General features: G+C 73.2%; 18 protein-coding genes and 2 pseudogenes. 8 read left to right on the top strand and 12 right to left on the bottom strand.

Annotated elements, in window-relative coordinates; translation table 11 throughout:
- Positions 1-16 precede the first annotated feature (16 nt).
- The 6 genes and pseudogenes from AQI88_RS31865 to AQI88_RS31840 all read right to left on the bottom strand — a co-directional run.
- Positions 17-3,016: an AAA family ATPase gene (locus tag AQI88_RS31865; RefSeq protein ID WP_067005780.1), complete on the bottom strand. Its 3,000-nt coding sequence runs from the start codon at positions 3,014-3,016 to the stop codon at positions 17-19.
- A complete protein-coding gene (locus AQI88_RS31860) occupies positions 3,013-4,176 on the bottom strand; it encodes an exonuclease SbcCD subunit D (RefSeq protein WP_067005778.1) in 1,164 nt (387 codons plus the stop codon). Before AQI88_RS31860 ends, AQI88_RS31865 begins: the two co-directional genes overlap by 4 nt.
- Positions 4,177-4,283: 107 nt before the next feature.
- Positions 4,284-4,910 (bottom strand): YigZ family protein, encoded by a 627-nt coding sequence (locus tag AQI88_RS31855; protein ID WP_067005776.1) that lies wholly within the window; start codon positions 4,908-4,910, stop codon positions 4,284-4,286.
- Between the two features lie 86 nt (positions 4,911-4,996).
- Positions 4,997-5,551, bottom strand: a complete 555-nt coding sequence (locus AQI88_RS31850) for a SixA phosphatase family protein (protein WP_067005774.1) — start codon at positions 5,549-5,551, stop codon at positions 4,997-4,999.
- Positions 5,548-5,892 (bottom strand): annotated as a pseudogene (locus AQI88_RS31845) (hypothetical protein); the annotation flags it as partial. The gene AQI88_RS31850 and the pseudogene AQI88_RS31845, both read right to left, overlap by 4 nt.
- Before the next feature lie 645 nt (positions 5,893-6,537).
- Positions 6,538-6,924: pseudogene (locus AQI88_RS31840) on the bottom strand (hypothetical protein); the annotation flags it as partial.
- A gap of 147 nt (positions 6,925-7,071) precedes the next feature.
- On the opposite strand from AQI88_RS31840, the gene AQI88_RS31835 reads away from it, so the two are divergent.
- The 3 genes from AQI88_RS31835 to AQI88_RS31825 all read left to right on the top strand — a co-directional run bounded on the left by AQI88_RS31835 (position 7,072) and on the right by AQI88_RS31825 (position 9,615).
- Positions 7,072-7,479, top strand: a complete 408-nt coding sequence (locus AQI88_RS31835; RefSeq protein WP_067005772.1) for a CoA-binding protein — start codon at positions 7,072-7,074, stop codon at positions 7,477-7,479.
- A gap of 202 nt (positions 7,480-7,681) precedes the next feature.
- Positions 7,682-9,325 (top strand): APC family permease, encoded by a 1,644-nt coding sequence (locus AQI88_RS31830; protein WP_067005770.1) that lies wholly within the window; start codon positions 7,682-7,684, stop codon positions 9,323-9,325.
- A gap of 101 nt (positions 9,326-9,426) precedes the next feature.
- Complete coding sequence (locus AQI88_RS31825) at positions 9,427-9,615, top strand: FAD-dependent monooxygenase (RefSeq protein WP_067005768.1); 189 nt, start codon at positions 9,427-9,429, stop codon at positions 9,613-9,615.
- 508 nt (positions 9,616-10,123) lie between these two features.
- Here AQI88_RS31825 and AQI88_RS31820 read toward each other — a convergent pair.
- Positions 10,124-10,489, bottom strand: a complete 366-nt coding sequence (locus tag AQI88_RS31820; RefSeq protein WP_067005766.1) for an ArsR/SmtB family transcription factor — start codon at positions 10,487-10,489, stop codon at positions 10,124-10,126.
- Between the two features lie 60 nt (positions 10,490-10,549).
- Between AQI88_RS31820 and AQI88_RS31815 the strand changes: the two genes are divergently transcribed.
- Entirely contained in the window at positions 10,550-11,632 is a 1,083-nt protein-coding gene (locus AQI88_RS31815) for a cation diffusion facilitator family transporter (RefSeq protein WP_067005867.1), read from the top strand.
- Positions 11,633-11,634: 2 nt separating this feature from the next.
- Here the strand turns inward: AQI88_RS31815 and AQI88_RS31810 are convergent, their stop codons facing one another.
- Together AQI88_RS31810 and AQI88_RS31805 are read right to left on the bottom strand one after the other, a co-directional pair.
- A complete protein-coding gene (locus AQI88_RS31810; RefSeq protein WP_067005764.1) occupies positions 11,635-12,192 on the bottom strand; it encodes a YbaK/EbsC family protein in 558 nt (185 codons plus the stop codon).
- A gap of 43 nt (positions 12,193-12,235) precedes the next feature.
- Positions 12,236-12,808, bottom strand: a complete 573-nt coding sequence (locus tag AQI88_RS31805; RefSeq protein ID WP_067005762.1) for a helix-turn-helix domain-containing protein — start codon at positions 12,806-12,808, stop codon at positions 12,236-12,238.
- A 113-nt stretch (positions 12,809-12,921) separates the two neighbouring features.
- Here AQI88_RS31805 and AQI88_RS31800 point away from each other — a divergent pair, with 113 nt between their 5' ends.
- Complete coding sequence (locus AQI88_RS31800) at positions 12,922-13,779, top strand: EamA family transporter (protein WP_067005865.1); 858 nt, start codon at positions 12,922-12,924, stop codon at positions 13,777-13,779.
- A 1-nt stretch (position 13,780) separates the two neighbouring features.
- Here the strand turns inward: AQI88_RS31800 and AQI88_RS31795 are convergent, their stop codons facing one another.
- A complete protein-coding gene (locus AQI88_RS31795) occupies positions 13,781-14,545 on the bottom strand; it encodes an acyltransferase (RefSeq protein WP_067005760.1) in 765 nt (254 codons plus the stop codon).
- A gap of 108 nt (positions 14,546-14,653) precedes the next feature.
- Here AQI88_RS31795 and AQI88_RS31790 point away from each other — a divergent pair, with 108 nt between their 5' ends.
- A complete protein-coding gene (locus AQI88_RS31790) occupies positions 14,654-15,181 on the top strand; it encodes a gamma carbonic anhydrase family protein (protein ID WP_067005863.1) in 528 nt (175 codons plus the stop codon).
- 88 nt (positions 15,182-15,269) lie between these two features.
- On the opposite strand, the gene AQI88_RS31785 is transcribed toward AQI88_RS31790, so the two are convergent.
- Positions 15,270-15,914 carry a DedA family protein gene (locus AQI88_RS31785; protein ID WP_067005758.1) on the bottom strand — a complete coding sequence of 215 codons (645 nt, stop codon included), beginning with the start codon at positions 15,912-15,914 and terminating at the stop codon, positions 15,270-15,272.
- A 249-nt stretch (positions 15,915-16,163) separates the two neighbouring features.
- Here AQI88_RS31785 and AQI88_RS31780 point away from each other — a divergent pair, with 249 nt between their 5' ends.
- Together AQI88_RS31780 and AQI88_RS46175 are read left to right on the top strand one after the other, a co-directional pair.
- Positions 16,164-17,207, top strand: a complete 1,044-nt coding sequence (locus tag AQI88_RS31780; protein WP_067005756.1) for a lysylphosphatidylglycerol synthase transmembrane domain-containing protein — start codon at positions 16,164-16,166, stop codon at positions 17,205-17,207.
- Between the two features lie 94 nt (positions 17,208-17,301).
- Positions 17,302-17,436, top strand: coding sequence for a hypothetical protein (locus tag AQI88_RS46175; protein ID WP_317936029.1), 135 nt, complete (start codon positions 17,302-17,304; stop codon positions 17,434-17,436).
- A gap of 9 nt (positions 17,437-17,445) precedes the next feature.
- Here AQI88_RS46175 and AQI88_RS48625 read toward each other — a convergent pair whose 3' ends face one another.
- Positions 17,446-17,580: a hypothetical protein gene (locus AQI88_RS48625; RefSeq protein WP_279616587.1), complete on the bottom strand. Its 135-nt coding sequence runs from the start codon at positions 17,578-17,580 to the stop codon at positions 17,446-17,448.
- Positions 17,581-17,652: the final 72 nt, after the last annotated feature.

Raw genomic sequence — 17,652 nt, 5'->3', positions numbered from 1 at the left:
ATCGGACACGGGACGTTCACGAGCCGTCCGCGCCCCGCTGCCGGACCGTAGACCCCGCTCTCCCCTTCACCACCTCCAGCTGTGCGTGGATCCGGCGGCGCAGGTCGGCCACATGGCTGACGATGCCCACGCTGCGGTCGCGTTCGCGCAGGGAGTCGAGGACGTCCAGGACCTCGTCCAGGGTCTGGTCGTCCAGGCTGCCGAAGCCCTCGTCGATGAAGAGGGTGTCCAGCCGGACGCCGCCGGCCTCGTCGGTGACGACGTCGGCGAGGCCGAGGGCGAGGGCGAGGGAGGCGAAGAAGGTCTCGCCGCCGGACAGCGTGGCCGTGTCCCGTTCGCGGCCGGTCCAGGCGTCCACCACGTGCAGCCCGAGACCGCTGCGGCCGCGTCCGGTGCGGTCGTCGGAGTGGACGAGGGTGTAGCGGCCGGAGGACATGCGCTGCAGCCGTACCGTCGCGGCGGCCGCGACCTGTTCCAAGCGGGCCGCCAGTACGTAGGACTCCAGGCGCATCTTGCGTTCGTTGTCGGCCGAGGTGCCCGCGGTGAGCGTGGCCAGGCGGGCCACCCGGTCGTACTCCTCGCGCAGCGGGGCGAGGCGGCGTACGCCCTCGGCGGCGCGGGCCGAGAGCCGGTCCAGCTCGGTGCAGCAGCGGGCGGCCGCGTCGCGTGCGGAGGCCGTCGCGCGCAGCCGCCGCTCCGCCGCGGCCGCGGTCCGCTCCGCCGTGGCGAGGTCGGCGGGCGGCTGCTGGGCGGCGGCCGCCGCGTCGGCCTCGGCCAGGACGGACCGTACGGCCGCTTCCTGCGACTGCCAGTCGTCCAGGCGGTGTTGCAGCGCGCGGTGGGCCGCGTCGTCCAGGAGGGCGGCGGCCGCGGCCTGCGGGGTGTCGAAGCCCGCGCGGTAGGCGGCGTCGGCGAGGCGGGCGTCGGCGTCCTTGAGCCGCTGGGCCGCGTCCTCGGCCGCGCGCGCGGCGTCGGCGGCGTCGGTGAGCAGCGCCGTCTGCCGCTCCAACTGCGCGGCGCGGGCTGCCACGCTGTCGGCGGCCCCGCGCGCCTGCGTCAACTCCTCTTCCAGGGCTGCCTGTTCACGCTCCAGGGTCTCGCGGCGGGTGAGCCGGGAGGCGGTCCGTACGGCGGCCTGCTGGCGGTCGGCCAGGCGCCGCTCGCGCTCGTGCTCGGCCCGTCGCAGCTCCTCGTGAGCGGTATGCAGGACGGAGGCGTCCCGGCGGGCGCGCGCGTAGTCCTGCTCCAGTTCGCCGGCCTCGGCGGCGAGCCGGGCGGTGGGCGTATCACCGGCCTCGGCGGTGGCGGCGGCCAGGGCCTCGCGTACGACGCCGAGGCGCCGCTCGTCCTCGGAGTGCTGTTCGTCGGCGCGCTGGTAGGCGGCGAGCGCGCCTTCCTCGGCCTCGCGGTCGACGTGCCCGGCGACCTTGCGGGCGGGCGCGGGATGTTCGGTGGCTCCGCAGACCGCGCAGGGCTCCCCGTCGGTGAGGTGGGCCGCCAGTTCGGCGGCGATGCCGCTCAGGCGCTGTTCCTTGAGGTCGAGCCAGTGGGCGCGCGCGTCCAGTGCCCGCTGTCCGGAGCCGAGCGCCCGGCGTTGCGCCTCGTCCAGGTCGGCGGCCAGCTCGTCGCGTGCGCGTGCGGCGTCGAGGCGCCGCCGGGCGGGTTCGCGCTGGACGGCGAGCTGTTCGGCGCGGGTGGCGGCCTCCTGGGCGGACTCGATACGGGTCTGGAGGGCCGCGCGCGTGGTGTCCCAGTCGGCGAGCCAGGCGTCGGCCTCGCGCAGGACGTCCTCGTCGGCGCGCTCCTGCCGGTCGAAACCGGTCCGCTCCTCCATCAGCTCGGCGAGCCGCAATTCCGCGCGCCGGGCCGATTCCAGGCCGCCCAGCTGCTCGGAGGCGCTCCGCGCGGCGGCCGCGAGACCCGCGGGACCGGCGTCGGCGAAGGAGTCGGGCAGCATCCTGCGCGTGTGTGCCTGGCTCTCCGCCGCCCTGCGGTGCTCGGTCTCGGCCTCGTCCCGAAGCTCCAGCGCGGGCGCCACGGTCTCCGCCTTGCGGGCGCGCTCCATGCGGGCCTGCGCCTCGCGGTGCGCGCCGGCCCGCTCCTGAAGGAGCTCGGCCCGCCGCCGCGCCTCGGCGAACCGGCTCTGCAGCCGGGCGAGTTCGCGTACGTCGCCCAGGGCGCGCTGAGCCGCGGCATGGGCGGACTCGGCGGCCGAGAGGCGGCAGTGGGCGAGGGTGAGGCGTTCGCGGGCGGTGCTGCGGGCGACGGCGGCGCTCTCCAGGACGGCCTCGGCCAGGCCCGGCTCGCCGGGGCTCAGCTCGGGCAGCTCCATGGCGTCGCCTGCCTCCTGCTGCATGCGGTGGGCGTCCGCGAGGAGCGTGGCGTCGCCTTCCCGTACCCGGGCCTCGGTCGCCCGCCGGCGTTCGGCGAGCCGCTTCTCGACGTCGGCGAAGCGCTGGGTGTCGAAGAGACGGCCCAGCAGGCGGCCGCGGGCCTCGGCGTCGGCGCGCAGGAAGCGGGCGAAGTCGCCCTGGGGCAGCAGGACGACCTGGCAGAACTGCTCGCGGCTCATGCCGAGCAGCTGGGTGATCTCCTCGCCGATCTCCTGGTGGGAGCGGCTGAGGTCCTTCCAGGTGCCGACCGGGGCGTCGTGCTCGCGCAGCCAGGTCTGGGCCTTGTCGACCGTCGTGCCCTTGCCTCGCAGCTTGGGCCGCTCCCACGGCGGCTGCCGGGTGATCTCCAGCCGGCGTCCCGCGACGGTGAGTTCGAGCCGGACCTCGGTGCGGGTGCCCGGCTCGGCGTGGTCGCTGCGCAGGTTCATGCCCTGGCTGCTCTGCCGGGCGCCGGGCACGGAGCCGTAGAGGGCGTAGCAGACGGCGTCCAGGACGGAGGTCTTGCCCGCGCCGGTGGGGCCGTGCAGCAGGAACAGCCCGGCCGCGGACAGCGCGTCGAAGTCCACCGTCTGCGAACCGCCGAAGGGCCCGAAGGCGGTGATGTCGAGCCGGTGCAGCCTCACCGCGCCACCTCCCGGACCGTGGCGTCGGCGCGTACCGCGTCGAAGGCCTCGCGGAGCACGGCCGTCTCCCCCAGGTCGGGCCCGGCGCCGCGCACATGGGCCACGAAGTCCTGGGCGATCTGCTGGTCGCTGCGGCCCGCGAGCCGCCGGGCGTACGACACCTGGGGGTCGCCGGGGGCCCGCTCGGGGTCGAAGACGAGGCTGAGGGTGTGCGGGAAGCGCTCGGCGAGGCGGGCCATGGGGTCGGCCGGGCGGACCGGGTCGGTGAGCGTGGCCTCGACCCAGGCCTCCTCGTGGCGGGCCAGCCCGGGGTCGGCGAGGAGGTCCTCGAGGGTGCCCCGGATGCGGGCCAGCGGGCGGGGCACCGGGCAGTCGACGCGCTCGGCGGCGACGGAGCCGTCGGCGTCCAGGTCGACGAGCCACATGCTCTTGCGGTGGTCGGCCTCGGAGAAGGAGTACGCGAGCGGGGACCCCGCATAACGCACCCGCTCGGTGATGGTCTGGCAGCCGTGCAGATGCCCCAGCGCGACGTAGTCGACGCCGTCGAAGACTCCGGCCGGTACGGCGGCCACCCCGCCGACGGTGATGTCCCGCTCGCTGTCGCTGGCCTTGCCGCCGGTGACGAAGGCGTGGGCGAGGACGACGGAACGGGTGCCCCGCGCGCGTGTGGCGAGGTCGGCGCGGACCCGCTCCATGGCAGCGGCGAGCACCGCCTCATGACCCGCCTTCTCCACCGCGAACTCGTCCCTGACCAGCGCAGGCTCAAGGTACGGCAGCCCGTAGAAGGCGACATCGCCGTGGGCGTCCGGCAGCACGACCGGGGTGCCGACGGCGGACGGCTCGGTGCGCAGATGGATGCCCGCGCGGTCGATGAGTCCGGCGCCGACGCCGAGACGGCGGGCCGAGTCGTGGTTGCCGGAGATCATCACGGTGGGCACGCCGAGGTCCGCGAGGCGGTGCAGGGCGTCGTCGAACAGCTCGACCGCGGCGAGCGGGGGCACCGCGCGGTCGTACACGTCTCCCGACACGACCACCGCGTCCACCGCGTGCTCGCGCACGGTGGTGACGAGGTGACCGATGAACTCGGCCTGGGCCCCGAGCATGTTCACCCGGTGGAAGGCCCGGCCGAGATGCCAGTCGGACGTGTGCAGAAGTCGCATGATCCCCGAGACTAACGGCCGGGTCTGACATCACGGGCGGTTACTCCCGTATCAGCCCGTCATACCCCGCCCGCCATGTGCCCGTTATGCCCGATTAAGGCAGAACGTCACGCATCTCCGTAGGCTTCTCCGCCCAGTTCGAACCCGGCCGTGCCGGCCGTCACATCGGCGAGCCACGCGCGGAAGCCGTCCACGTCGGCGTCCGGCAGGCCGATCTCGATGGTCACGGCCTCGGCGTAACGGACGTCCCGGACCTCGCGTCCGGTGGACCGCAGGTCGTTCTGGACCTTGCCCGCGCGCTGATGGTCGACCGTGACCGTGGCCAGCCGGAACCGGCGCCGGGTGAGCGTGCCGAGCGCGTCCAGGGCCTCGCCGACCGCCCCGCCATAGGCACGGATGAGCCCGCCCGCGCCGAGCTTGACCCCGCCGTAGTAGCGGGTGACGACGGCGACGACGTAGCGCATGTCGCGGCGCAGCAGCATCTGGAGCATGGGGACGCCGGCCGTGCCGCCCGGTTCGCCGTCGTCGCTGGCCTTCTGCACGGCCGCGTCGGCGCCGATGACGTACGCCCAGCAGTTGTGCGTGGCGTCGGCGTGCTCCTTGCGGACGGCCGCGACGAACTGCTGGGCCTCCTGCTCGGTGGCCGCCGGGGCGAGGGCGCACAGGAAGCGGGAGCGGTTGACCTCGGTCTCGTGCGTGCCCGCGCGGGCGACGGTGCGGTACTCGTCCTGCATCCCGCCAGCCTATGCGGACCGCGCGGTCGCCCCTGCCCGAGGTGCGGATCATGATCGCGGGCAAGGATTCTGCCTTCTGCGCCTGTCTACTCCTGTTCCTTCTCCTTCTTTCCGCGCGGCACGGTGAACGACGTCAGCAGGGCCGTCCCCGGGGCGAGCGCGGGCCAGCCGGTGCCGCGCCACGCCAGCACGGCGATGGCGGAGGTCGGGAACTTCACGCGCACCCGGTCGAGCATGTCGTCGAGTCCGTCCCCGGCCAGCTCCACGACCAGCTCCTCCAGCCCCGGGTTGTGCCCGACGAGCAGCAACGTCTCCACCTCGCGCGGCGCCTCGTGCACGACCTCCAGCAGGTCCGGTACGTCGGCCGCGTACAGCCTCCGGTCGTAGCGCACCGGGGGCGGTGTGCCCCACTGGGCCGAGGCCAGCTCCCAGGTGCGCCGGGCGCGCACGGCGGGGGAGCACAGGGCGAGGTCGGGCAGGCAGTCGGCCTCCGCCAGAGCACGGCCGGCGGCCGGGGCGTCCCGCAGGCCGCGCGGGGCCAGCGGACGCCGGTGGTCCTCGACGCCCTCGGGCCAGGCGGACTTGGCGTGCCGCAGCACGACCAGGCGGCGCAGCGGGCCCGCGCCCGCACGCTCGATCATGCGAGGCTCCCGAGGTCACGGGCGAGGTCGACGGCGAGCAGGCGGTCCGCGTAGACGTACGTCTCGAACCGGGCCCCGTCGGGCAGCCCCGGCGCACGCTCCACATCCCGCAGCACGTCCAGCACCCCGGGCAGATCCAGATCGTCCTCCCACGCGGCCCGCAAACGCGCCCGCACCTCGTCGGGCACCGGCCGCGAGGGCTGCCGCGCCCATCCGGCGACGGCGCGCCGCCAGTGAGCGAGGGTCCGCGCGGCTTCCTCGAGCCGTCCGGCATCCAGCCGCACCGCCGTGTTCCGCGGGACGGAGAGGAGGGCGAGCCGCAGGGAGGCGGGGTCGGAAAGGAGGGCCGGGAGATCGAGAGGGGGGTGCTCGCCGGGCGGCCGGGGGACGGGGGGCTCCCCCGGAACGGGAGCGAGGCCCTCCCGGGAAGCAGCGGCGAGGGCCTCCCCGGGAGCAGGGGCGTCGGCCGGGCGGACGCCGGGCGCGCCCGTGTCACGCGGTACGGGGCCGGGGGCCGGGGTGGCGCGGCCTGCCGGGGCGCTGCGAGGCGGCACACCGGATGCCGCGCCCGACTCACCGGGCGCCCCCTCATCCAGCGCCAGGCCCGACTCGCCGGTAGACCCCGCCTCCGCCCCCGCGCCCGAACCGCCGGTCGACTCCATCCCCACTTCCCCGGCCGACTCGCTCCGCTCCCCCGCCGCGGGCCCCGCGCCCGACCCACCCCCCGCCCCCGCGGCCGACGTGCTCGGCAGGCCTCCTCCGGGCAGATGCCCCTCCGGAGCAGCACCCGCGCTGCTGGGGGACGGCATGTCCGGTGTGGTGGCCGAGCCGTCGGGTCCCGTACCGCGCGAGCCGCTCCTCGGCGATGCGCCGGCTGTTGTGTCCGGGCCGCTCCCCGACCACCTGCCCGACTCGCCCAGCCGCCCCCCGTCCGGCACCGCGCCCGCGGTGTCCGGTGCCGGGCCGGGCTCGGTGGGCGTCGTCGTGTCCTGCGGCTCCGCGGCCGTCCAGATGGCCGGGGCGACGGCCAGGAGGGGGCCCTCGGCAGGGGGGTTCTCGGTGTTCTCCGCCACCACGTGGATCACTTGTGCCTCGCCCAGCCCGGATGCGAGGTCGCGGCCGTCCTCGAAGGGGCGGATGGCCAGGGTCGTCGCGGCCGTGCGGAGCTCCGCGTGCCGGCGGGGCGCGGTGAGGATGGTCCAGACGGGGGTGCCGCCGAGTTCCAGGGCGCGGACGAGGAGGTCGGCGGTGAGCAGCACGCGCAGGGCGGTCAGGTCGAGGCCTGAGGCGTAGGCCTCGATGCGGGTCAGGCCGCGCCGGGCGGGCGCGGCGGCGACGGGATCACCGGTTCGGGCGTCGAGGATGCGCAGCACGGCCCGAGCGTAGGCGCGCGAGCGGCCATACGCAGGCACCTTGCGTCGATTCCGGACACCGTGGCGGAGTTCCGGGCCGGGAATCCGCAGGTGGCGGGCGCTGTTGCCCGGAAGATAGTTCCCCCGCGCGCCCCGAGGAGGCGGCCCATGTACGGCGACGAAGCGACGATCCGGAGGATCCTGACCGGGCTGGGTGAGACATGGGCCGTGGTCGGCCTGTCCACCGACCGGCGGCGGGCCGCATACGGCGTGGCGCAGGTGCTGCAGCGGTTCGGCAAGCGGATCGTACCGGTGCACCCCAGGGCGGAGACGGTGCACGGCGAGCAGGGTTACGCCTCCCTCGCGGACATTCCCTTCGAGGTCGACGTCGTCGATGTGTTCGTCAACAGCCAACTGGCCGGTGCGGTCGCCGACGAAGCGGTGGCGAAGGGCGCACAGGCGGTCTGGTTCCAGCTCGGAGTCGTGGACGTGGCCGCCTACGAGCGGACCCGGGCCACGGGGCTGGAGATGGTCATGGACCGCTGCCCGGCGCTCGAAATTCCCCTTCTGCGCTGACCTGTCTCACCTTCTTCTCACAATTCACTGCTGAATATTGACATTCGAGCCACCCTCTGACCAGTGCGAATACTGAGGCCAAGAGGGGCAAGATCCCAGGTCAAGACTTCACCAAGAGTCTTTTGTCGGCGCGGAAAGCGTCCCTACTGTGTGGCGCTGTTGTTCGTTAATCCTGCGTTTACGATCTGAGAGGCCACTTGACATGGTGAAAGTTGACCATGCTGCGCCGATAGCCACGAAGGACCAGGGCGGCCTGCGCCGCGACGTCGGCCTGATCGGTCTGATGTGGGCCTCCGTGGGTTCCATCATCGGCTCGGGCTGGCTGTATGGCGCCGAGAAGGCGGTCGTCGTGGCGGGCCCCGCGGCGATCATCTCGTGGGTGATCGGCGCGATCGCCATCGTCCTGCTGGCGCTCGTGCACGCCGAACTCGGCGGCATGTTCCCGGTCGCGGGCGGAACCGCTCGTTACCCGCACTACGCCTTCGGCGGCCTGGCCGGTATGTCCTTCGGCTGGTTCGCCTGGCTGCAGGCGGCCACCGTGGCCCCCATCGAGGTCGAGGCCATGATCGGCTACGCCGGTCACTGGAAGTGGGCCCAGGGTCTGCAGCACGCCGACGGGACACTGACCGTCAGCGGCATCATCACCGCCGTCGTCCTCATGGCCGTCTTCGTCGGCGTCAACTTCTTCGGCGTCCGGGCCCTGGCCCACACCAACAGCGCCGCCACGTGGTGGAAGATCGCAGTCCCGCTCGGTGCGATCTTCATCATCGCCGCGACCAACTTCCACGGAAGCAACTTCACCTCGGAGGGCTTCGCCCCGTTCGGTGCCAAGGGCATCCTCGGTGCCATCAGCTCCAGCGGCATCATCTTCGCGCTGCTCGGCTTCGAGCAGGCGATCCAGCTGGCGGGCGAGAGCCGGAACCCCAAGCGGGACCTGCCCCGGGCGACCCTCGGCTCGGTCGCGATCGGCGCCGTGATCTACATCCTGCTGCAGGTCGTCTTCATCGGCGCGCTGCCGCACGCCTCCTTCGCGCACGGCTGGGCCAAGCTCGACTTCGTGGGCATCAGCGGTCCCTGGGCGGGCCTGGCGACCCTGGTCGGCCTGGGCTGGCTGGGCTGGGTGCTCTACGTGGACGCGATCATCTCCCCCGCCGGCACCGGCCTGATCTACACCACCGCCACCTCCCGCGTCTCCTACGGCCTGGCCAAGAACGGCTACGCGCCGAAGGCGTTCGCCAAGACCGACAAGCGCGGTGTGCCGTGGTTCGGTCTGATCATGTCCTTCGTCACCGGTGTGGTCTGCTTCCTTCCGTTCCCGAGCTGGCAGGAGCTGGTCGGCTTCATCACCTCGGCGAGCGTGCTGATGTACGCGGGTGCGCCGCTGGCCTACGGCGTCTTCTCCGACCGTCTGCCGAACTTCGAGCGCCCCTACCGACTGCCCTTCGGCAAGTTCATCTCCCCGCTGTCCTTCGTGGTCGCCAACCTGATCATCTACTGGGCCGGCTGGAACACCCTGTGGCGGCTGGGCTTCGCCATCCTCCTCGGCTACCTGCTGCTGGGCTCCTACGCCTGGTGGGCCAAGTCCACCAACCAGCCCGACGCGCCCCGGATGGACTTCAAGGCCGCGCAGTGGCTGCCCGCCTACCTGCTGGGCATCGGCCTGATCTCCTGGCAGGGCGGCTTCGGCGAGGGCAGCCAGGGCAACATCCCCCTGTGGTGGGACATCCTCGTCGTCGCGGCCTTCTCCCTGGGCATCTACTACTGGGCCAAGGCCGTCGCGTCGAAGCCCGAGGCGATCGAGCGCAGCATCGAGGAGGTCGTGGTCACGGACGCCCCGGCGCACTGACCCCGCTCTCTGACGTACGACCGCGTGTCCCGTCAGCCACGGCACCCTGCCGTGGCTGACGGGACACCGTCATATTGCGGGGGGGTGACATCCCCTTCCGAGTGCGCGGCGTACGGCTGCACGACCTGGACTCGGACCGGCTCGCGGTGTCGTACCGCTGCCCGGAGACGGGTGAACGGCTGCTGCACTGCGACTTCGTCGCGGGCTGCGACGGGGCGCGCGGCGCGACCCGGGACGCCATGCCTCCGCAGCGGATGCGGATCGCCCGGCAGGACGACGGGACCGGCTGACCGGCACTGCTCGCCGAGGCCCCGCCCTCCTCCGACTGCGTGCTGTTCGCCATCCATCCGCACGGATCTGCACCGAGCTGCGGACCCGGCCCGACGCGGCCGGCGTACCACCGCTGCCGGCCAGGGACGCCGGACATCTGCCACGGTGTCGCCTCGGGCGATCCGTTCCGGGCCGGCGCCACACTCGTCCGGGCGCGGCGCCGCGTTTCTGAGCGCACGGCACCCGCCGGACGCGAGTGGTCAGGTACGGGGTCGTGCCCCCCGAGGGTCATGGCCGGACGGAGTCGGACCAGTGGAGTGGCGCTCGCCGCCACCAAGGCGGTGACGGCCGGGGTCCCGAGCGGCGAAACGGGCAGGGACGTACCGCATCGCCTCGGTGGACAGCGGGGCGATCACACAGCCGGTGCCCAGGCCCTGCACATCAGCGGGGCGGTGGAGTCCGCGGCGCCCCCCTGGGCATCGCCCACCGCAGGTGAGCCCGGCACTGGCCGCCGCGACCGGCAACCCCTCAGCTCTCTGTTGCGGTGGCCCTCTCGGCGAGGCGGTGATCGGCCACCTTCAGCGCCTCGTCGACCAGGCGGCGCAGATGGCCGTCGCGCAGCGAGTAGACCACGCGGCGGCCTTCCTTGCGGGTGTTCACGAGGCCCGCGAGACGGAGCCGGGCCAGGTGCTGGCTGACGGCGGGGCGAGCGGCGCCGCATGCCCCGGTGAGCGTGGTGACGTCGGCCTCGCCCGCCGTCAGGGCGTGCAGCAGGGTGAGGCGGGTGCGGTCGCCGAGCAGGGCAAGCAGCCCGGCGGCGACCGTGAACTGCTCGTCGCCGGGGGTGCGCGGCTGCGCATGGCGCGCAGGTGATAGGTGCATGCGTGCGCTCATAAGCACATAATGGCCTCGTGGGCGCGGTGCGTCCACTCCCGCACCCGGAAGGGGATCCACGTGAGCGACCGGCACACGCGACGGCATGGCCAGGAACCCCATGGGCACGACCATGCCCCTTCCCATGCCCATGCCCATACTCACTCCCACCCCTCCCCCGGCCTGCGCCATCGCCTCGCCCACCTCCTCACCCCGCACTCGCACGAGACCGCCGACAAGCTCGACCCCGCACTGGAGTCCTCGGTGCGGGGCATGCGGGCGCTGTGGGTGTCGCTGGCCGTCCTCGGGGTGACCGCGCTGGCGCAGGCGGCGGTGGTCACGGTTTCCGGGTCGGTGGCGCTGCTCGGGGACACCGTGCACAACGCGGCGGACGCCCTGACGGCCGTACCGCTGGGCATCGCCTTCGTGCTCGGCCGGCGTGCGGCGACCCGGCGGTTCACCTACGGCTACGGGCGTGCCGAGGACCTGGCGGGCCTCGCGATCGTGCTGACCATCGCCGCCTCCGCCGCGTTCGCGGCCTGGGTGGCCGTCGGGAGGCTGCTCGATCCGCGCCCGGTCGAGCAGGTGCCGGCGGTCGCGATGGCCGCGCTGGTGGGGTTCGCGGGCAACGAGTGGGTGGCCCGGTACCGGATCCGCGTGGGCCGGGAGATCGGCTCGGCGGCGCTCGTCGCCGACGGACTGCACGCCCGAACGGACGGTTTCGCCTCACTGGCCGTGCTGCTGGGAGCTGCGGGTGCGGCCCTGGGCTGGCAACTGGCCGATCCGCTCGTGGGGTTGGCGATCACCGCCGCGATCGTGCTGGTCCTGCGGGATGCGGCACGGGAGGTGTTCCGGCGGGTGCTGGACGCCGTCGATCCGGCGCTGGTGGACCGGGCCGAGCGGGCGGTGCGGGCGGTGCCCGGCGTGCACGAAGTGGGCGAGCTGCGGCTGCGGTGGATCGGCCACCGGCTGCGGGCCGAGCTGGCGGTCGTGGTGGACGGGGAGGTGACGGTCCGCCAGGCGCATGCGATCGCCGTCGAGGCCGAACACGCCCTGCTGCACGCCGTACCGAGGCTCACGGCCGCCCTGGTGCACGCCGATCCGGCACCGCTACCCGGCGAGAAGGACCCGCATCTGGCGCTGGCCCATCACCTGACGGCCTGACCTCAGGCGACCCCGAGCCCTTCGAGTACCACCGCGCCGGGCAGTTCCGCGAGCGCCTTGCCCGGCACCAGCAGCTTGCCGCGTCGGCGCCCGCTGCCGATGAGGACGTAGGGCAGGTCGGCCACGGCCGCGTCCAGCAGCACCGGCCAGCCGTCGGGCAGGCCGACCGGGGTGATGCCGCCGTATTCCATGCCGGTCTCGCCGGTCGCGGTGTCCATGGCGGCGAACGAGGCCTTGCGGGCGCCCAGTTGGCGGCGTACCACACCGTTGACGTCGACCCGGGTGGTGGAGAGCACCACGCACGCCGCGAGCGTGGTCCCGCCGCCCCGCTTGCCCGCGACCACCACGCAGTTCGCCGACCGCTCCAGCAGGTCGCGGCCGTAGTGCTCCACGAAGACGGCCGTGTCGGCCCAGCGCGGGTCGGTGTCGACGTAGACGATCCGGTCGGCGGGGACGCTCCCCCGCCAGTGGCGCACGGCGTCGGCGACCGGAGCGGTCAGCTCGTCCAGGCAGTCCGGGGCGGGGGTGGCGGTGCCGAAGTCTCCGATGGGTGCGCGCATGGCCGCACGCTAGCAAGGCCCGCCCGTCTGCCCCAGGTGTGTCTCAGTGCACGGGCGGCACCGAGACCGCCATCACCATCTCCATCGGTACGTCGCCGGTGTTGCCGTACACGTGCGGGGTGTTGGCCTCGAAGGAGGCGCTCGCGCCGGCCGGGACGCGGTACTCCTCGCCGTCCACGGTGAGCGTCAGCTCGCCCGCGGTGACATGGACCAGCTCGACCGTGCCGCCGGGGTGCGGTTCGGAGGGGCTGCGCTCGCCCGGCATGAGCCGCCAGTCCCACATCTCCAGCGGTCCGGGCGCCTCGGTGCCGGCGAGCAGCCGGTTGTAGCTGCCGGCCTCGGTGTGCCACAGCCGTACGGCCCGCTCCGCGGGGACGATACGGACCTTCGGGCCCTGCTCGTAGTCGAGGAGGGTGGTGACGCTGACGCCGAGCGCGTCGCCGATCTTGACGACGGTGCCGATGCTCGGGTTGGTGCGGGCCTGCTCGATCTGGATGAGCATGCCACGGCTGACGCCGGCCCGGGCGGCGAGCACGTCCAGGGTGAAGCCGCGCACCGCGCGCCAGTGCTTGACGTTGCGCGCCAGGGACTGGGTCAGGAGTTCGAGGTCCGACACGTTCCGTCCAATGTCGAGGGTCAGAAGTCAAATATTTTGGATGACATAGTTCAGTGAATCGAACTACGGTGGGGTGCACCCGCCCGTTCATCAAACTGTACTGCGAGGCATCAGTGACAGCATTCTTCGCCCTGACCACCAGCCTCCTGTGGGGCCTGGCCGATTTCGGCGGAGGGCTGCTGACGCGCCGCACGCCCGCACTGACGGTGGTCGTCGCCTCCCAGGCGATCGCGGCAACCGTGCTCGGCGCGATCGTGGTCGCGACCGGCGGCTGGAGCGAGGCCGGCCCGCGGCTGTGGTTCGCGGTCGCGGCGGGCCTGGCCGGCCCGCTGGCCCTGTTCTCCTTCTACAAGGCCCTCGCCCTCGGGCCGATGGGGGTGGTCTCGCCGCTCGCCACGCTCAGTGTCGCCGTCCCGGTCGGCGTGGGCCTGGTCCTCGGCGAGCGGCCGGGGCTGCTCCAGGTCGCGGGCATCGCGGTCGCCGTCACCGGTGTCGTCCTGGCCGGCGGTCCGCAGCTGCGGGGCGCGCCCGTGCAGCGGCGGACGATCCTGCTCACGCTGGTCGCGGCGCTGGGCTTCGGCACGGTGTTCGCGCTGATCACGGAAGCCTCGACCAACGTCACCGGCCTGTTCCTGTCGCTCTTCGTGCAGCGCGTGACGAGCGTCGCGGCAGGCGGCGCGGCACTCTACGCGTCGGTACGGCGCGGCACCCCCGCCCTGCCGGAGGGCGGCCTTCCGCGGACCGCGCTGCCGGCGCTGGCCTTCGTCGGCCTCGCGGACGTGGCGGCCAACGGCACCTACGCGGTCGCCGCCCAGCACGGTCCGGTCACCGTGGCGGCGGTGCTCGCCTCGCTCTACCCGGTGGTCACCGCGCTGGCCGCGCGCGGCTTCCTCAGCGAGCGGCTGCGCGCCGTTCAGGCGGCGGGCGCGGGGCTCGCCCTGCTGGGCACGCTGCTGCTGGCGACCGGCTGAGTCAGCCGTCGGCCTCAAGGCGGGCCAGCCGTTCGACGCCCTCCTCGTCGAGGCCGGCCAGCGCGCGCAGCTGCTCCGGTGTGATCCCTTCCGGGAGCGGCACCGGCGCCGGGGTCCTGAGCGGCGGCTGCCAGCCGTCGCCGGGCGTCCAGCGCCGTACGACCCGGGCGGGCGCCCCCGCCACCACGGCGTGGTCGGGCACGGTCCCGCGCACCACCGCACCGGCCGCCACGACCACGTTCCGGCCGATGCGCGCCCCCGGCAGGATCACCGCGCCGGTGCCGATCCAGCAGCCCGGGCCGATCTCCACCGGCTCCATGCGCGGCCACTGCCTGCCGATGGGCTCGTGCGGGTCGTCGTAGGAGTGGTTGGTGGAGGTGACGTAGACGTACGGGCCGAAGTAGCAGTCGCTGCCGATGGTGACCGTGGTGTCGGCGATGACATGGCTGCCACGGCCGAGGACGACGCCGTCACCTATGCGCAGGATCGGGTCCGGGCCGAGATCCAGGTCCGGCATCAGGCCGGCGGTGAGGGTGACCTGCTCGCCGATGATGCAGTGGGCGCCGAGGTGGATCCAGGGCTCGCCGAAGACCGTGCCGAGCGGGAAGGCGAGCCGGGTGGCTTCGCCGATCGAGCCGAAATGGAAGCGGCCGGGGTTCTCAGCCGTCACCGAACCCGTGCGTTGCACCCAGGACCAGCCCGTGTGCACGGCCCGCTGCACCAGGTGGCGACGCCAGGATGAGAACGTGTTCTTACTCTTCGGCACGAGGTCACGTTACTCATCGGTTGCCCAGGGAGAGAGGGCGGGCTGCTGTGATCTTCGCCCCACCCGGTGTCGTACCGTGCGGGGTACTACGGACACGAGGAGACGGTGATGACGCAGAAGGCGCTGATCGTGGGCATCGGCGGGAAGGAGCCCCGGCTCGATGCGGAGGTGTTCGTGGCGCCTACGGCCTCCGTGATCGGGGATGTTTCGCTCCGCTCGGGGGCGAGTGTCTGGTACGGCGCCGTCTTGCGGGGGGATGTCGAGAAGATCGAGGTCGGCGCCGCCAGTAATGTGCAGGACAACTGCACGTTGCATGCGGATCCCGGGTTTCCCGTCAGCGTGGGTGAGCGGGTGTCCATCGGGCACAACGCGGTGGTGCATGGGGCGACTGTCGAGGATGACTGCCTCATCGGGATGGGGGCGACCGTGCTCAATGGGGCGGTGATCGGCGCCGGGTCGCTTGTTGCCGCTCAGGCTTTGGTGCCGCAGGGGATGGTGGTGCCGCCTGGGTCACTGGTGGCGGGGGTGCCTGCCAAGGTGAGGCGCGAACTGTCCGAGGAAGAGCGGCAGGGGGTCACCCTCAACGGGACCATGTATGCGGAGTTGGCCGAGGCGCATCGCGGGGTGCACGAGTAGGTCGTTTGGCGGGTGCGGCGCCGTGGGGGCTGGTCGCGCCCACGCGGCGGAGCCGTAGATCGACACAGCCCCGCGCCCCCGAGAGGCCTTACTCCCCGGCGTTGACAGGTTCTGCTTCTCGTTCTGCCGTCTGGGTCTTCTTGGCGCGTCGCTTCACGATCAGCATCGACGCCAGGCCGATCAGGACCGCTGCCACCAGGCCCAGGTACGAGAAGCGCTTCAGCCAGTCCTCGGCCACGATGCCGACGTAGTAGATGACGGCCGTGGTGCCGCCGGCCCAGCAGATGCCGCCGAGGACGTTGGCGGTCAGGAACTTCCAGTACGGCATGTGCAGCACGCCTGCGAGGGGGCCGGCGAAGATGCGCAGGAGGGCGACGAAGCGGCCGAAGAAGACGGCCCACATGCCCCACTTCTCGAAGGACCGCTCCGCGGTGGCGACATGGCCCTCGCTGAAGTGCTTCGGGAACTTGTTGCCCAGCCAGGCCAGCAGCGGCCGTCCGCCCTTGCGCCCGATCGCGTAGCCGATGGAGTCGCCGATGACGGCACCGGCGGTCGCACATGCGCCGAGGACGATCGGGTTGATGCCGGAGTGGTGGGAGGACATCAGCGCGGCCGAGATCAGGACGATCTCGCCCGGCAGCGGGATGCCCAGGCTCTCCAGACCGATCACCAGAGCCACCAGGGCGTAGACGGCCGTCGGTGGCACCGTGTCGAGCCATTCCTGCACGTGCACCGCCGGATCCTCCCCTGTCGCCGTCCCTGTCTCCCGGGGCACGGCTTGCGCGGCACGCCCCACGGGAAGGCTACCTGGTCGGCGGTGGACGGCGGCTGCCGCGGACGCCCGGCGGCACCGTCCCGCCCTCGCTCCTTCGGTTCTCGGACATCCCGGAGTCATGCGGGAGGGGAAAACTCCCCGCGGATTCGCCGCCCCGCCTCCCCCAGGCCCCCACCGTGGAGCCCGCCGCGGAAGGACGACGTCCCCGTGTCCTCACTGTCCTCGCTGTCCCCGCTCTCCCCGACTGCCCCGCCCGGCTCGCCCGTCCCGCCCTCCTGTCCCGGGGCCGGGGCTCCGGTGCGCCGTGCCTCTCTCCTGGCGGCCCGGCCCGTCCGGCTCGCCCTGTGTCTGTCTCCCTGCCTGCTGCTCGCCGCGGGCTGGGCCCTGGCCAACCGGCCCCTGGCGTACGAGGGTGCCGCCCGGCTGGTCGCGGCCGACCCCTGGTGGCTGCTGGCCGGGGCCGGGTTCACCTGTCTGACCTGGGTGGCGGCCTCCTGCGTCCGGCAGGGTGCGCTGCCGGACCGGGTGCCGCCGGGGCTGCTGCTGGCCTCACAGTTCGCCGCCGGTGCCGCGAACCACGCGCTGCCCGGCGGCCTGGGCGCGCACGCCGTCACGCTGCGTTTCCTGCGCACCCGAGGCGTGCCGCTCCCTCGGGCGACCGCCTCGATCGGCCTGTACTCGCTGGCCAAGTCCAGTACGAAGACCCTGGTGCTGCTGGTGTTCCTGGCCGTCTCACCCGCCTGGCGGCGGCTCGGGGACCTGGTCCCGGACGGGCGGATCCTGGTCCCGGCAGCCGCCGTCGCGGGCGGTGCGCTCGCCGTGGCGGGGGTGCTGCTGACGGCCGTACGGCCGTTGCGGCGCCCGGTGACGGGGCTGGTGCGCTCCGCCCTCGCCGATGCGCGAGTGGTGCACGGCCGGCCCTGCCGGGTGCTGGCCCTGTGGGGCGGGGCGGCCGCGATGCCGCTGGTGCAGGGGGGTGCGCTCGTCTGTGTCGGGTACTCCCTCGGCCTTGGGCTGCCGTGGGAGCAGGTGGTCCTCGCCTATCTGGCGGCGGGCACCGCAGTGGGAGCCGTGCCGGCACCCGGGGGCCTGGCGGTGGATGCGGCACTGGTGTGGACGCTGGTCGCGTTCGGTGCCACGCCGGCGGTGGCCACCGCAACCGTGATCGGATACCGGGTGCTGACCGACTGGCTGCCACTGCTGCCGGGCACCCTCGTGCTGTCGGCCCTGATCCGCGCGAAGATCCTGTAAGCGCGCCGGTCACTCACAGCGGGCGACCAAGCGGTAGGCGTTGGACAGGCCGAGGCGGTGGGACAGGGGGCGTATCGCGAGGCGGTCAAGGAAGGTGGCCGCGAGCAGACGGTGCACGCCGGCAGCGGCCACCGCAACCGTCATCGACTACCGGACGCTGACCGACTGGCTGCCACTGCCGCCGGGCACCCTGGCGCTGTCGGCGCTGATCCGCACGAAGGCCCTGTAAGCGCGCCGGTCACTCACAGCGGGCGACCAGACGGTAGCCCTTGGACAGGCCGAGACAGTGGGACAGGAGACGCATCACCAAGCCGTCAAGGAAGGCGACCGCAAGCAGGCGGTGCACGCCGACAGCGGCCACCGCAACCGTCATCGACTACCGGACGCTGACCGACCAGCTGCCACTGCCGCCGGGCACCCTCGTACTGTCGGCCCTGATCCGCAC

The organism is Streptomyces cellostaticus, assembly GCF_001513965.1.
GTDB classification, from domain to species: domain Bacteria; phylum Actinomycetota; class Actinomycetes; order Streptomycetales; family Streptomycetaceae; genus Streptomyces; species Streptomyces cellostaticus.
The sequence above is the reverse complement of the archived record's forward strand: the minus strand, read 5'-3'. Positions and strand labels throughout refer to the sequence as shown.

Coding starts and splice junctions, on each gene's coding strand:
- AQI88_RS31860 (WP_067005778.1), bottom strand. CDS start 4,176: ATGCGACTTCTGCACACGTCCGACTGGCATCTCGGCCGGGCCTTCCAC.
- AQI88_RS31855 (WP_067005776.1), bottom strand. CDS start 4,910: ATGCAGGACGAGTACCGCACCGTCGCCCGCGCGGGCACGCACGAGACC.
- AQI88_RS31850 (WP_067005774.1), bottom strand. CDS start 5,551: ATGATCGAGCGTGCGGGCGCGGGCCCGCTGCGCCGCCTGGTCGTGCTG.
- AQI88_RS31835 (WP_067005772.1), top strand. CDS start 7,072: ATGTACGGCGACGAAGCGACGATCCGGAGGATCCTGACCGGGCTGGGT.
- AQI88_RS31830 (WP_067005770.1), top strand. CDS start 7,682: ATGGTGAAAGTTGACCATGCTGCGCCGATAGCCACGAAGGACCAGGGC.
- AQI88_RS31820 (WP_067005766.1), bottom strand. CDS start 10,489: ATGAGCGCACGCATGCACCTATCACCTGCGCGCCATGCGCAGCCGCGC.
- AQI88_RS31810 (WP_067005764.1), bottom strand. CDS start 12,192: ATGCGCGCACCCATCGGAGACTTCGGCACCGCCACCCCCGCCCCGGAC.
- AQI88_RS31790 (WP_067005863.1), top strand. CDS start 14,654: ATGACGCAGAAGGCGCTGATCGTGGGCATCGGCGGGAAGGAGCCCCGG.
- AQI88_RS48625 (WP_279616587.1), bottom strand. CDS start 17,580: ATGACGGTTGCGGTGGCCGCTGTCGGCGTGCACCGCCTGCTTGCGGTC.